Origin of the sequence: Halobacteriovorax sp. (genome assembly GCF_048381875.1) — a bacterium.
Classification (GTDB): Bacteria; Bdellovibrionota; Bacteriovoracia; order Bacteriovoracales; family Bacteriovoracaceae; genus Halobacteriovorax_A; species Halobacteriovorax_A vibrionivorans.
Genome location: NZ_JBLXBP010000001.1, coordinates 729,711 through 742,716 on the forward strand (window position 1 = coordinate 729,711; position 13,006 = coordinate 742,716).

The following is a 13,006-nucleotide window of genomic DNA, read 5'->3' on the forward strand; positions in this document are numbered from 1 at the left end:
TTGACGTACCAGCGCGTCACTTTTTATAATTTTTAATCGATTGTAAACACAATCTTCTTCTTAAATGTCGTGGTAAGTTTCTGAGGCTTAAATTTCCAGTTAGATGCCACTTTTAAAACAGCAGTATTAAATGCGTCATAACTGGCACCTTTAACAAGCTCAACTGACTCGACCTTCCCACTTGGATTAACCTTTATCAGGACCTCTACAATACCACTTGCACCAATACGTCTTGCACTTCGAGGGTATAAAGGAGCAACAAATTGTAGAATTTGATTTTCAAAAGTCTTAGCTGTAACCACTTCTTGTTGTCTCTTTTGAGATTTCTTATATAACTTTTCTTCGACAATTTTCTTTTGATTTTGTTTATCTTTTTCTACAGGTTCCTTAAACTCTTCTTTTTTTATTGAGTGGGCCTTAATCTGAATATCAATCCCCATACGCTCTCGCTGCATTTGTTTTCTGCCTTCACGTAGATTTGTGAAGAAAATAACAGCATGCACCAAAAGACTTATTGCAAAAAAGAAGAACCAAAATCGATGTTTCATAGGCCTATCATAATGCATCTTGCACCATATGGGAAAAATCGTTACTATCTGCTCCATATTAAGAGAATCAACAATATTAAATTATACAGCAAGGAAAGTTTTATGAGTTCAAAAATCTCTCCAGAAAATCCATTAGGGGTTTTAGCAATTGATCACCTCGAGTTCACATGTGACTCACTAGAAACTAAGACTAAGGACCTATTCTATACTTTTGGTTTTTCTAAAACATATGAAAACCAAGAAGAAAAGAAGGAGCTGTTCTCTCAAGGCCAAGTTCGATTCCTTTTAACAGCAAACGAATCTGGACACGCAAGAGAGTATTTAAATGCTCATGGTGAAGGTGTTTCGACAATTTCTTTCTTAGTTGAAGATTGTGAATATGCATACAAGACAGCACTTGAGCGTGGTGCTGAATCCCTACAAGAAGTAATCACAACAGAAAGTGAACATGGTGTTTATAAGAGTGCCAGAATCAAGGGCTTCGGAGATGTCGCCAATGAATTTATAGAAAGACCAAAAGCTTACTTTCGTCCAGACTTCAAAAAACTAGAAGAAGACCCAAAGGCCCAGCCTCTTGCTTCAAGAGTGGCCAGAATTGATCACCTAACAAATAATGTTCCAAAGGGTGAAATGAAGAAATGGGTTGAATTCTATGACCGTGTTTATGGATTTAAGGTAACTCGTTATTTTGACATCAAAGGATCAAAAACAGGGCTTAACTCAGAAGTTGTCCAGCTACCTAAAGGCGAAGTAATTATACCAATTAACGAACCAAAAGAAGCTGGTGGAAAAGACCAAATTCAAGAGTTTCTCGATCTACATAAAGGAGCTGGCGTTCAGCACATTGCTCTAACTTGTGGTGATATTCTTTCAACTGTAAAAGATTTAAGACAAAGAGATATTAAGTTCCTAGACATTCCTCATACATACTATGAAGATATTCCAAAAAGAAACTTCACTGTAACTGAAGATCTAAGTGAGCTTGAAGATCGTCAACTACTTGTAGATGGTGATGAGGAAGGCTACCTCATCCAAAACTTTACTCAAACTTACGTTGGCCCACTATTTTTTGAATTTATTCAAAGAAAGAATCACAATGGTTTTGGTGAAGGAAACTTCCAGGCCCTCTTTGATGCTATTGAAAGGGATCAAATCGCAAGAGGATACCTGGACTAAGAAATAATTAAATTCTTTTAAGACAATCTGAAATGCTTTGCTTTCTTACAGATGTAGGAACAAAGCATTTCTTGTCTACTGTTATATCTTGCCAAGACTCATAAGCAACCTTACGAATCTGGATTAGTTCCTGAACAAAGCTTTCTAAAACTTCGTAATCAGACTTGTCTGCACAATCAAATTCAAAATTAGTACAAACAACATCTTTTGAAATAATTAAATCTTCACGATCCATACTAACAACAACGTGAGTGTTGTGAAATGGAAGGAATGACTCAACTACATATACTTGTAGATCTCTAGGTGCAACACAAGTTGCTAGTGCTGCTTTAACAAGAAAAATTGCGAATATTGCTCTCATTAAGTTTTTCATATTTTACTCCGCCCTAAGGCATAATCATTTGTTTCATAATTTATTAACTGTGAAGAATATAAACTAAATCAGCAACGCAAAGGGTTATTTTGAACAAATTTCACCTTGCGTTATAGAAATCTCATAGCTGATATTAGTTTATCCTAATATCTAATTATTCTACTGTCTAAACTATTGAAAACACGTCAAGAAATGACTCAACAAGCCTATTCAAAAAGGGTCTTCTATTCCTACAATATTGCTTTAATTAACTAAAATTTTGACACTCATGAAGAAAGGACGCTTATGTATAAGTTAATCGCTATTTATAAAATACCAAATGATATTGATGCTTGGGAAAAGCACTACTCAGAAGTTCATACTCCCCTAGTTAAGAAAGTTCCAAGCCTCAAAGAAATCCGTCTCAATCGCATTACAGGTACACCACGTGGAGCAAGTGACCTTCATGTTATTGCAGAATTGGTATTTGAAAATAAAGATGATTTTAAAACAGGAATGAGCTCAGAAGAGAATATGGCCTGTGGAAAAGACTTATTCAATTTCGCAAAGGAAATTGTTTCTGTTCACTTTGCTAAAGAAGAAGTGATCTCACTTTAATTAAGGAAAACTCAATGAGTAATATTTTATGTGAATTTCCATATAACGATCACAAGCATATTGCCCTTGTGAAACTTAATCGCCCAAAAGTTCTAAATGCCCTCTCTACAGACTTAATGCGAGAGTTAGTAGACAAGCTTTTTGAACTGGATGACAACCCTGAAGTCAGAGTCATTATTCTAACAGGTAACGATCGAGCTTTTGCTGCTGGAGCAGACATTGCACAAATGGTTGAAGCAACACCAATTGATCAAATCAATGATAATCGCTTCCGCTCATGGCAACAACTTGCTCAAATTACAAAGCCAATTATTGCGGCCGTAAATGGTTACGCCCTTGGTGGTGGATGTGAATTGGCCATGCATTGTGACTTTATCATTGCCGGTGACAGCGCAAAGTTTGGCCAACCAGAAATTAAGATTGGAACAACTCCAGGAGCTGGTGGAACTCAACGCCTTACTCGCGCCATTGGAAAATCAAAGGCCATGATGCTTGCAATGACTGGAGAGATGATTGAGGCCAAGCAAGCACTTGACTGGGGACTCATTGCCAAAGTTGTACCTAGTACGACACTAATGCAAGAAACATATGAGACAGCAAAGAATATCGCAAACAAGGCCCCTGTTGCAATTAAGCTTATTAAAGAGTCTGTTAACAAGGCCTTTGAAATGAGCCTAAGTGACGGTGTCGACTTTGAACGTCGTAACTTCTATCTTACTTTTTCAAGTAGTGATCAAAAAGAAGGTATGCGAGCATTCTTAGAAAAACGCGACCCAGAATATAAAGGTAATTAATCATGAGTGAATATAAAAACATTATAGTAGAAAAGAAGTCATTTACTGGAATTATCACTATTGATCGTGAAGAAGTTTATGGCGCTCTCTCTAAGGAAGCAAAGTTAGAAATCATTCAGGCCATAAGAACTCTAAATAGAGACGATGAGGTTGGATGTCTCATTCTAGCATCGAAAGGAAAAGGCTTCTGTACAGGACAAGACTTAAATGATCGAACTGTTCAAGCAGGAGAAAAGCCTGTTGATTTAGGTGTTACCTTAGAAACAGAATGGAATCCACTTGTTAATGCAATTTCTAACTCTAAAAAACTCGTTATTGCAGCAATTGAAGGTGTTGTTGCTGGTGCGGGTGTATCTGTGGCCTTAGCTTGTGATCTTGTTATTGCAAAACCAGGTATCAAATTTGTCTCTGGATTTTCAAAACTAGGTCTTTGTCCAGATGCAGGATCAACGTTCACGTTTACAAGAGCTTTAGGTCAAAAGAAGGCCATGGAATTCTTCCTCTTCAATCAACCACTACTTTCAGAAGAAATGGAGAGAGCTGGTCTAATCAATAAGGTTAGTGAAGAAGTATTTGAAGATGCTAAGAAGTGGGCCGATCAAATTAATGCCATGGCCCCTTTATCGCTAAAAGCGATTAAAGAGAATATTAAAGTGGCCACAGACTCAACATTTCAAGAATCAATGGATCGAGAAACTTCTTATCAAAGATTTCTAGGAAATAGTGAAGATTATAAAGAAGGATTAAATGCCTTCTTTGAAAAGAGACAAGCAAAGTTTTTAGGTAAATAAAAAGACGAATTAATAATAAGGAGGCCATATGGCAGCAAGAGAATACACTCAAGAAGAACTTCAACTTTTTGAAGACATTAAAAATGGAAAGAAATTTGATAAGGGTGATGAACTTCCTCCCCTATATAAGAAAGCATTAAGAAATCTACTTTGGATGCAACATGATTCTGAATATTCAGGTGCTCTTGGTTATGCACCATGGATTGAGAAAGCTCCAACAATGCAAGAAAAGGTTGTTGTTGCTCAAATTGTAAAAGATGAAATGAGACACGCTTCAGTTTGCTACCGTCTACTTAAAGGTCTAGGTGAAGATGTTGATACTCACATTCAAGAATCAGAACTAGGTTTTAAAATGGAAGAAGATCTAGCTCAGATAGGTTTTCAAAGAATGAAAAAAGATTACCGAGTTAATATCTTCTACTACGGTATTAATTACTGGGAAGACTTTATTCTATTTAACTTCTTAATGGATAGAGCTGCAGGTCACCAACTAGAAGATACTCTTGATTCAAGCTACCTACCGTGGAAAAAAGGAATTGAAGGAATCTATAAAGAAGAGATCATGCACCTTGCACACGGTGACAAGTGGATCAAGATTCTAGCTGAAGGTGATAACAAAGAATTCCTTCAAGAAAGATTAAACGTATGGTGGCCAAGAGTTATGAATGTATTTGGTTCAACTAAGGGACGCTCAAATGATCTCTACGTTAAGCTAGGTCTTAAAAAGAGAACAAATGCTGTTGTTCGCGACGTTTTTGTCGATGAAGTAGAAAAATTATGTAAAGAAGCTGGTCTAGTTCTTCCTGAGTATAAGGAAGAAGAACAGCCTCAAAGGCAATAAGCTTATATGAATATCAATAGTGTTTTAGTTATTGGTGCAGGAACCATGGGGCGAGGAATCGCTCAATGGTTCTGTCAACACGGTGTTAGAGTTGAACTGGTCGACCAACATTTAGAGATGGCCCAAGCAAGCGGCGATCTAATTCATAGCTCATGGGATAAACTACATTCCAAAGAAAAATTTGATGCAGATGAGATTAAGGCCTTTAAAAAGAACCTTAGAATCGTAGATATGATGGAACACCAAATAGATCACGATCTTGTGATTGAGGCCATCGTTGAAAACTTAAATATCAAATGCCAAGTCTTTAACCGACTTGATGAGGTCATGAAAGAAAGCACTATCTTTGCTTCTAATACTTCTTCAATTCCAATAACTAAGATGGCCAAGGACTTATCAAAGACAAGAAGAGAAAACTTCTTAGGACTACACTTCTTCAATCCAGCTACGATTATGAAGCTAGTAGAAATAATTGAAACTCCTTGGAGTAAGAAAGATATTGCTCACGGACTTTATGATTGGTTTGAAAGATACGGTAAAAAACCGGCCCTTTGCAAAGACTCACCTGGTTTTATTGTTAATCGTGTGGCCCGAAACTTTTACGGTGAATCATTTCACCGTCTAGAAAATTACGACAAGGATCAAGTAGAAGAGATTGATCGCGTGATGAAGAATGTGGGTGGCTTTAGAATGGGACCATTTGAATTAATGGATCTAATAGGAATTGATGTAAACTATGATGTTACCCAATCTGTTTGGGCATCATATTACTATGAACCTCGTTTTAGACCACATAAGATTCAAAGAGAAATGGTTGATAGTGGACGTATTGGACGCAAAGTAAAAGAAGGATTTTATCGTTATGAATAAGGTAACTATATTAATAAGTGACAATCACCCTCTTCTTAAAAGTGTTCACGGATGTGACTACCCTTCTATCACTGTTGATCCATTCAATATCAACACACTTGATGGCGTTGACTTTGATGAAACATCTTTAATCATTGATCTAACTTGTTTTGATCGAAATTCTAAGATGGACCTCTACGAACATTTAGATAATGTTTATGATGGCCCAATTATTTCAGACTTAACAATAAATTGGGGTGAATACCTCATAACACAATATGAGAATGTTGTTGGAGCTGTTGCTTCAGCATTCTATTCTCCAAAAAAATGCTTTGAACTTTATCAAAAAGATAATGAGTATGAAGAGACGACTTTTAAAGTCTTCAAAGACTTAGGATATGATCTTGAAATCGTTAATCACGTAGGAATTGGATTTACCTACCCACGTGTTATTTCACAGATAATCAATGAGGCCTTCTTTGCAAAAGAAGAAAATCTAGCAACTCAAGCAGATATCGATAAGGCCATGTGCTATGGAGTTAACTATCCTCATGGACCTTTTGAATGGTGTGAAAAGATTGGAGTAGAAAAAGTAATCATGCTTCTTGAAGAACTAAGGGAAGTTACTGGTGATGCTAGATATCGACCTTCCCGCTTACTTAGGATGAATTTATGACAATACAATATAAAGATGCATATATCGTTTATGCAAAACGTACCCCTATTGGAAAACTTGGAGGAAGCTTATCTCACTTAAGAGTCGATGATATGCTGGCCAATCTTTTCAAGGATTTTTCACAAAATTTCGACTTTGATATGAAAGAAATTGATGATGTCATAGTCGGCTGTGCAAATCAGGCTGGTGAAGATAATCGAAATGTAGCACGAATGTCAGCACTTCTGGCAGGACTTCCCTACGAAGTACCAGGTGTAACATTAAACCGCCTATGTGCATCTTCACTAGATGCAATTATTGACGGTTGGTCACGAATTAATCTTGGAATGGCCGATTGCCTCCTAATTGGAGGAGCTGAGAGTATGACTCGTGCACCTTTAGTTATTTCAAAAGGATCAACACCATTTGGTAGAGACTCAAAAATGTTTGATACGACTTTTGGTTGGCGTTTTCCAAATAAGAAAATGGAAGAGATGTTTCCACTTCTTGGAATGGGTCAAACAGCAGAAGAAGTTGTAGCAAAACTTGGAATCTCTCGAGAAGATCAAGATGCCTTCGCTCTTGCCTCACATCAAAAGGCTTGTAAGGCATGGGAGAATGGAGACTTTAACGATGAAGTTCTACCAGTTGAAATTGCGCTTAGAAAAGAAACATTAACAGTATCTAAAGATGAGGGACCAAGGCCATCAACAACGATGGAAGCTCTCTCTGGCCTTCGTGCTGTCTTTAAAAAAGATGGAAGTGTAACGGCCGGAAACTCTTCAATGATGAATGATGGCGCTGCTTGTGTTGCACTAGTAAGTGAAGACTTCTTAAGAAGACATAATCTTACACCACTTGTTAAATTAACAGGGGCCGGTGTTCGAGGAATTCACCCAAATATCATGGGACTAGGCCCAGTTGAAGCGACAAAGAGGCTAATGGATAAGTTTGGCAAGAAAGTTTCGGACTTTGATGTTGTGGAATTAAATGAGGCATTCGCATCTCAATCACTTGGTTGTATTAGAGAACTTGGCCTTGATGAATCAAAAATAAACTTACGTGGTGGAGCAATCTCACTAGGCCATCCTCTTGGATGTTCTGGGGCAAGAATTGTAACAACACTAACTCATATAATGAAAGATAATGCGAGTCTTAAACAAGGACTGGCTTCAATGTGTGTTGGTGTCGGTCAAGGTGTCTCGCTAAGCGTAGAAAACTGTAAATAGGAGAAAAGTATGGATGAAGTAAAATTATATATCAATGGTGAAATTAGACCTTCTTCAACTGGTGAAATGGTGGACTCAATAGACCCATCAAATGGGGAGCTTGTATCAAAGGTACATATCCCTTCCACTCAGGACTTAGAAGAAGCTGTACAATCAGCAAAAACAGCATTCTACAGCAAAGAATGGCGCGATATGGATCAGCTAAAACGTTCAGAGATCCTTCTTAAAGTTTCAGAACTTATCAAAGAAAGAAAGCGTGATTTCATCGCTGCAGAAATTAAAGATAGTGGTTCAACTTTTAGAAAGGCCGCTGCAGATATCCATAATAGTGCAAGCTTCTTTAAGATCATGAGTAAGGTTACTGCAGGATTTAAATTTGAAGAAATTGATGAGAAAGCAACTCGTGCCGGATTCTCTAAGAACACTCGCCGTTTTGAGCCAATTGGTGTTTGTGCTCAAATTATCCCATGGAATCTTCCGCTACAAATGGCCGCATGGAAAATCGGACCGATTCTAGCGACAGGTTGTACTACAGTTTTAAAGTCAGCTGTTGAAACGCCAATGACAGCAATGATGCTTGCAGAGGTTTTAATCGATGCAGGTGTTCCTAAAGGTGTTGTTAATATCGTGACTGGTGGAGCAAAAGAAGGCGCATTCTTAGTAAATCACAAAGATATCTCAAAAGTTGCCTTTACTGGTTCAACTGAGATTGGAAGAGAGATCCTAAAGCAAGCTGCTAATGAAGTAAAAAATGCGACACTAGAGCTTGGTGGGAAGTCTCCAAATATCATCCTTGATGATGCTGATCTTGATATTGCAGTGGATGCTGCACTTTACGCATTTCTCTATCACTCAGGTCAAGCATGTACTTCTGGTACTCGCCTTCTTGTTCAAGAAGGGATCTATGATGAATTTATGACAAAGTTTAAAGAAAGAATTGCTCAGGTTCCACTAGGGCCAACACAAGAAAAAACAACGGGGCTTGGGCCAGTTGTAAGTAAAAAGCAATTTGATAATGTTATGAATTATATCAATAAAACAAAAGAAGAAGGTGCCAAGCTTATCTATGGTGGAGAGCAAGAACTAGAGAATGGTCTTGATAAAGGTTTCTACATTAAACCAACGGCATTTGAGATCACTCCAGACAATACAATCTGGCATGAAGAGATCTTTGGGCCAGTTGTTGGAATTACAAAGTTTAAAACAGAAGATGATGCAGTCAACATGGCAAATAACTCAATCTACGGACTTGCTGGAGCAGTATGGTCTAAGAATGAAGATCGTGCACTTAAGATAGCAAAAGAGATTGAAGCTGGTACTGTGTGGATTAATGAGTATCACCTACTTAATCCAGGAATGCCATTTGGTGGCTACAAGCAGTCAGGAATTGGACGTGAAATGGGTGAAGAAGGAATCAAGGCCTACCTTGAAGTGAAGCACCTTTGGGAGTCTGATTGCAATACTCGTGAAGGAAAAATGTGGCTTGATGCTATATTTTAAGATCTAAAATACTAATCAATAAAATCGAGCAAGCTTTAGATTACTTGAAAAAGATAAGTCTAAAGTTTGCTTTTTTTATATAAGATAAAACTTCCCTTAATTATCGACACTGAATATTTGAATTTAAAATATTGTGCATTAATTTAGGTCTAGAAACATCATCATGCGCACCGAATCCCAGCTTCTCTACTGCCGAAGTAATATCGTCTTGAAAATAAGTACACCTACCACCTCCATGACGAGACTCATACTTTAACATCGTTTCACAGGCCGGTGCTGTCTTAATAATAATATTACAATTTGCAATAGCTGATATTGAGGTAAGCAGTACTACCCCTATTAGAATATTCTTCATTTGTCCCCCCTAAATGAATACTTTGGGAGATATTAACGATGAAAATAATTTTTAAGTAGGCTTTATGAAAAAACTCTAGGATGTGCTTAAAGTATAGACAGGTAATTAGTAATTAATTTTTACGGCAAGGTTTCCAAAGTCATCGTAAATAGAAAATGAATTCTCCATTTGAGTTTCTTTATAGACAATATTTAGTTTTTCATCATAACAACCCAAAGTATAATCACCACCATATACTTCATAATTACGATCTAAATATGGGTTAAAACGACATAGCTTAACTCTTGGATATCGATAAGGTAATACTTCATATTCCATTGCAAAGAACTCTCGCTTCACCTCACCTGTAAGTTCATCACTTGTAAGTCTAGTGAATACATTTTTAATTGAACGTGTTGAAGAAAAAGTGAAAAGAGATTTTAATTGTTTTGAGAAGTTTTCAGTACCAGGACGGTGAACAGGACGGTTGCAATATTTTAGAGAGTCATCATATGACTTTGTCTCCATATTGAACTCCTTAAGAATACAATTAATAGGAGTTGCCAAGGTCAAAGATGTTCCACGCCTACCATGCATAAATCGACGATAAGTCTTATCTTCTGAAATAGCATCGTGAACTAAGCCTAGGACTTCACCTGAGCGAGTATCCACAACAGCTGCCCCCATTGCCTCATTCTTTAAGTTACAATTCTTCATTGCTACAACTGAAGAATCATAATTATTTCCAGGGAAAATGACATTATCGGTCGTCTTACGACAATTGTATCTCATACGTCGAAGCTGATAACCTGAGTTTCCAAGATTCTTTCTAACATACCAAAGCTGATAATAATGAAAGTCTCTCATCTTACTATCTGATACTGGTGTAAGCTCACCCTCTAAAGAAGGAGTTAACTCCACAACTGAGAATTCACCGTTAAATGTTTTCTTCTTATCAATTTTCGTATTGTGATCTTCAATGCTCTTACACTTAAGGATCTCACCAGAGATAGTCTTTGCAGCAATCTGCTCACAACTTGCCTTAGCAAGACAGTGACTTGGTACAATCATATGGTTCTTATTTGCTAGATACCCTGTACAATATAGAGGAAAGTCAGATGCGCTATTAATAGAGAGTACGAACGAGTCCGAACACTGGCCATCTTCAAAGCAAGTGAAATTAACTTTCGTCGAAGCCTCTAGCCTCGATTCTTGTTTTTGAATATTTGGTTTTGATTGACTCTCGCCTTCAGGAGCTCCACATGAGATCACTAGAAAAACAAGGGCCAATACAAGTGTTGCGTTCTTAAGCAAAGTCTCTCTCCAAAAACTTTATTTAACACTACGTAATAGCATAATAGTTCTTATCAAATATAGTATTGTAAATTATTCAAGAATCCTCGACTCAACGTGGCATTTTCGACGAAATTAACTTATTCTTGTTAAATATGATTATTGTTAGTGCGTGCTTGGCCGGCAAGAAATGTCGTTATGACGGGGAGCACAAGGAAATTCAAGATGTTACAGAACTCGTTGCTCAGGGCAAGGCCATTGCGGTATGTCCAGAAGAGCTAGGAGGACTACCTACGCCTAGGCCACCTGCTGAGAATGTAGACGGTAAACTCATCACAATTGATGGCAAAGATGTCACCTTAAATTATGAGAAGGGAGCACAAATGGCACTAGAGATCGCACTTGAAAACTCATGCACGCAGGCTTTATTAAAGTCGAAATCTCCAATGTGTGGCCTTGGAAAAATCTATGACGGATCATTTAAGGGTCAATTAACAGATGGTGACGGTGAATTCACAAAGCTCTTAAAAGAAAATGGCGTTCAAGTTAAGTCCTGTAACTAATTTCATCTTTTCACACCCACTCAAAAAATCTAACTTCAACTGCTTTAATTCGGTATATTAGGTGCCATGCTCCTTTTGTTTCGCACTTGCGAAACAAAAGGAGCATGGCACCCTATTTCTAAGGAGTAGAAATGAATGATCTTGAAATGAAGCTATTATTAGCAAAGAATCTACAAGGAAGAATGAAGCATATCACTGACCAACTAATTCACTTAAAAGACTACCCTGAACAATGGTCAGATTTTAAAGAAATTATTAATATGAAGATTAATCATGTAATCAATGACTCCATTACTCTAGGTAGTGAAAAAGCGGCCCATTATATGGCCCTACTTCAAAATCAACTAAATGATGAATTCTGTAATGAAACAATTGATATAATTCGAGAACAATTTGATGAAGTTTTAAAGGCCCTAGATGCATACGGGCCAGAGATTTTGATTAATAACCCTACTCAAGTAAATTTTGCTCATTAAGTAAATATGCCCCGCATTCGCGGGGCCATCCTTTTGCAGTATTTATTGTGGTTGGTTTAATTAACCAATTAGTTTTAGAGCTGCAGCACCTTGAGAATTAGACTGAGCAAGAACTGAAGTACCAGCGTTAACAAGGATGTCACTCTTTGCTTTCTTAGCTGTTTCTGCTGCATAGTCAGTATCTCTGATACGTGAGTTTGCTGCACTTAAGTTCTCAGTACTAATTTGTAGGTTGTTGATTGTAGAGTTAAGTCTGTTCTGCTTAGCACCTAGCTCTGCTCTTTGTCCTGCGATATTTTCAATTGCAGAGTCAAGATTTGCTAAAGCTGCTTGAGCACCTTCTTTTGAACTAACTTCTAAATCAGCTACACCTAGCGCTTCAAGACCAGAACTTAGTACGTTTGTATCGAACTGAATTCTATCTTGGAAATCATCATTATTAATACCGATTTGGATATCATACTTATCTCCAGAACCAGTTAGAAGTTTCTTTCCGTTAAACTCTGTAACTTCAGAAATTCTTTGGATCTCTTGCTTAAGGTTTTGATACTCAAGATCAGTAAATTGTCTCTCAGTGTCACCTACTGTGTCCGATGCTGATTGAACAGATAGTTCTCTTAGTCTTACTAAGATGTTTGATACTTCATTCAGTCCACCTTCTGCGATCTGAATCATTGAAATACCGTCATTTGCGTTTCTCTCAGCTTGCTTACTAGATCTTACCTGACTCTTTAATTTCTCAGAAATTGCTAGACCTGCAGCATCGTCAGCTGAACGTACAATTCTTGTACCAGATGATAGCTTTTCTAAAGATTTTTGTTGAGTTGAATTTGACTGACCTAACGCTCTTTGTGCTGATAAAGACGTTACATTTGTGTTAATACGCATACCCATTGTGATACCTCCGTGATCTACATACTCCCCGTACTCAGGGTTGTCCCGACCATTGGAACAATGAGCATACTGCTCTTGTGAATTATTAAATTT

General features: G+C 37.5%; 16 protein-coding genes. 11 read left to right on the top strand and 5 right to left on the bottom strand.

Annotated features, from left to right (window positions below; all coding sequences use genetic code 11):
- Positions 1–32: 32 nt before the first annotated feature.
- Complete coding sequence (locus ACN5L8_RS03380) at positions 33–548, bottom strand: energy transducer TonB (RefSeq protein ID WP_419172298.1); 516 nt, start codon at positions 546–548, stop codon at positions 33–35.
- A gap of 102 nt (positions 549–650) precedes the next feature.
- Here ACN5L8_RS03380 and hppD point away from each other — a divergent pair, with 102 nt between their 5' ends.
- Positions 651–1,724 (top strand): 4-hydroxyphenylpyruvate dioxygenase, encoded by a 1,074-nt coding sequence (gene hppD / locus ACN5L8_RS03385; RefSeq protein ID WP_158536916.1) that lies wholly within the window; start codon positions 651–653, stop codon positions 1,722–1,724.
- Between the two features lie 7 nt (positions 1,725–1,731).
- Here hppD and ACN5L8_RS03390 read toward each other — a convergent pair whose 3' ends face one another.
- On the bottom strand, positions 1,732–2,097 hold the full coding sequence (locus tag ACN5L8_RS03390) for a hypothetical protein (RefSeq protein WP_120405043.1): 366 nt from the start codon (positions 2,095–2,097) through the stop codon (positions 1,732–1,734).
- 285 nt (positions 2,098–2,382) lie between these two features.
- On the opposite strand from ACN5L8_RS03390, the gene ACN5L8_RS03395 reads away from it, so the two are divergent.
- Genes ACN5L8_RS03395 through ACN5L8_RS03430 form a run of 8 tightly spaced genes read left to right on the top strand, consistent with a single transcriptional unit; the run spans position 2,383 to position 9,353 of the window.
- Complete coding sequence (locus ACN5L8_RS03395) at positions 2,383–2,694, top strand: EthD family reductase (RefSeq protein WP_115363410.1); 312 nt, start codon at positions 2,383–2,385, stop codon at positions 2,692–2,694.
- 14 nt (positions 2,695–2,708) lie between these two features.
- Positions 2,709–3,488 (top strand): enoyl-CoA hydratase-related protein, encoded by a 780-nt coding sequence (locus ACN5L8_RS03400; protein WP_419172299.1) that lies wholly within the window; start codon positions 2,709–2,711, stop codon positions 3,486–3,488.
- A 2-nt stretch (positions 3,489–3,490) separates the two neighbouring features.
- Positions 3,491–4,279, top strand: a complete 789-nt coding sequence (locus ACN5L8_RS03405; protein ID WP_419172300.1) for an enoyl-CoA hydratase/isomerase family protein — start codon at positions 3,491–3,493, stop codon at positions 4,277–4,279.
- Between the two features lie 28 nt (positions 4,280–4,307).
- Positions 4,308–5,120, top strand: a complete 813-nt coding sequence (locus tag ACN5L8_RS03410) for a Phenylacetic acid catabolic protein (protein WP_115363416.1) — start codon at positions 4,308–4,310, stop codon at positions 5,118–5,120.
- A gap of 6 nt (positions 5,121–5,126) precedes the next feature.
- Entirely contained in the window at positions 5,127–5,990 is an 864-nt protein-coding gene (locus ACN5L8_RS03415; RefSeq protein WP_334678347.1) for a 3-hydroxyacyl-CoA dehydrogenase NAD-binding domain-containing protein, read from the top strand.
- On the top strand, positions 5,983–6,645 hold the full coding sequence (locus ACN5L8_RS03420; RefSeq protein ID WP_115363421.1) for a 3-hydroxyacyl-CoA dehydrogenase family protein: 663 nt from the start codon (positions 5,983–5,985) through the stop codon (positions 6,643–6,645). Before ACN5L8_RS03415 ends, ACN5L8_RS03420 begins: the two co-directional genes overlap by 8 nt.
- Complete coding sequence (locus ACN5L8_RS03425; protein ID WP_115363423.1) at positions 6,642–7,853, top strand: thiolase family protein; 1,212 nt, start codon at positions 6,642–6,644, stop codon at positions 7,851–7,853. The genes ACN5L8_RS03420 and ACN5L8_RS03425 overlap by 4 nt, the downstream gene beginning before the upstream one ends.
- Before the next feature lie 9 nt (positions 7,854–7,862).
- Entirely contained in the window at positions 7,863–9,353 is a 1,491-nt protein-coding gene (locus ACN5L8_RS03430) for an aldehyde dehydrogenase family protein (RefSeq protein WP_419172301.1), read from the top strand.
- Between the two features lie 100 nt (positions 9,354–9,453).
- Here the strand turns inward: ACN5L8_RS03430 and ACN5L8_RS03435 are convergent, their stop codons facing one another.
- Positions 9,454–9,708 carry a hypothetical protein gene (locus ACN5L8_RS03435; protein WP_419172302.1) on the bottom strand — a complete coding sequence of 85 codons (255 nt, stop codon included), beginning with the start codon at positions 9,706–9,708 and terminating at the stop codon, positions 9,454–9,456.
- A gap of 105 nt (positions 9,709–9,813) precedes the next feature.
- The gene (locus ACN5L8_RS03440) at positions 9,814–11,001 is read right to left on the bottom strand and encodes a hypothetical protein (RefSeq protein WP_419172303.1); all 1,188 of its coding nucleotides are present in this window, start codon (positions 10,999–11,001) and stop codon (positions 9,814–9,816) included.
- A 134-nt stretch (positions 11,002–11,135) separates the two neighbouring features.
- Here ACN5L8_RS03440 and ACN5L8_RS03445 point away from each other — a divergent pair, with 134 nt between their 5' ends.
- The gene (locus tag ACN5L8_RS03445) at positions 11,136–11,543 is read left to right on the top strand and encodes a DUF523 domain-containing protein (RefSeq protein ID WP_115363429.1); all 408 of its coding nucleotides are present in this window, start codon (positions 11,136–11,138) and stop codon (positions 11,541–11,543) included.
- Between the two features lie 131 nt (positions 11,544–11,674).
- Positions 11,675–12,019 (top strand): hypothetical protein, encoded by a 345-nt coding sequence (locus ACN5L8_RS03450; RefSeq protein WP_115363430.1) that lies wholly within the window; start codon positions 11,675–11,677, stop codon positions 12,017–12,019.
- Between the two features lie 60 nt (positions 12,020–12,079).
- On the opposite strand, the gene ACN5L8_RS03455 is transcribed toward ACN5L8_RS03450, so the two are convergent.
- Complete coding sequence (locus tag ACN5L8_RS03455) at positions 12,080–12,913, bottom strand: flagellin (RefSeq protein ID WP_419172381.1); 834 nt, start codon at positions 12,911–12,913, stop codon at positions 12,080–12,082.
- Positions 12,914–13,006 lie beyond the last annotated feature (93 nt).

Coding starts and splice junctions, on each gene's coding strand:
- ACN5L8_RS03390 (WP_120405043.1), bottom strand. CDS start 2,097: ATGAAAAACTTAATGAGAGCAATATTCGCAATTTTTCTTGTTAAAGCA.
- ACN5L8_RS03420 (WP_115363421.1), top strand. CDS start 5,983: ATGAATAAGGTAACTATATTAATAAGTGACAATCACCCTCTTCTTAAA.
- ACN5L8_RS03445 (WP_115363429.1), top strand. CDS start 11,136: ATGATTATTGTTAGTGCGTGCTTGGCCGGCAAGAAATGTCGTTATGAC.
- ACN5L8_RS03450 (WP_115363430.1), top strand. CDS start 11,675: ATGAATGATCTTGAAATGAAGCTATTATTAGCAAAGAATCTACAAGGA.
- ACN5L8_RS03395 (WP_115363410.1), top strand. CDS start 2,383: ATGTATAAGTTAATCGCTATTTATAAAATACCAAATGATATTGATGCT.
- ACN5L8_RS03400 (WP_419172299.1), top strand. CDS start 2,709: ATGAGTAATATTTTATGTGAATTTCCATATAACGATCACAAGCATATT.
- ACN5L8_RS03435 (WP_419172302.1), bottom strand. CDS start 9,708: ATGAAGAATATTCTAATAGGGGTAGTACTGCTTACCTCAATATCAGCT.
- ACN5L8_RS03455 (WP_419172381.1), bottom strand. CDS start 12,913: ATGGGTATGCGTATTAACACAAATGTAACGTCTTTATCAGCACAAAGA.
- hppD (WP_158536916.1), top strand. CDS start 651: ATGAGTTCAAAAATCTCTCCAGAAAATCCATTAGGGGTTTTAGCAATT.
- ACN5L8_RS03430 (WP_419172301.1), top strand. CDS start 7,863: ATGGATGAAGTAAAATTATATATCAATGGTGAAATTAGACCTTCTTCA.
- ACN5L8_RS03405 (WP_419172300.1), top strand. CDS start 3,491: ATGAGTGAATATAAAAACATTATAGTAGAAAAGAAGTCATTTACTGGA.
- ACN5L8_RS03410 (WP_115363416.1), top strand. CDS start 4,308: ATGGCAGCAAGAGAATACACTCAAGAAGAACTTCAACTTTTTGAAGAC.
- ACN5L8_RS03415 (WP_334678347.1), top strand. CDS start 5,127: ATGAATATCAATAGTGTTTTAGTTATTGGTGCAGGAACCATGGGGCGA.
- ACN5L8_RS03380 (WP_419172298.1), bottom strand. CDS start 548: ATGAAACATCGATTTTGGTTCTTCTTTTTTGCAATAAGTCTTTTGGTG.
- ACN5L8_RS03425 (WP_115363423.1), top strand. CDS start 6,642: ATGACAATACAATATAAAGATGCATATATCGTTTATGCAAAACGTACC.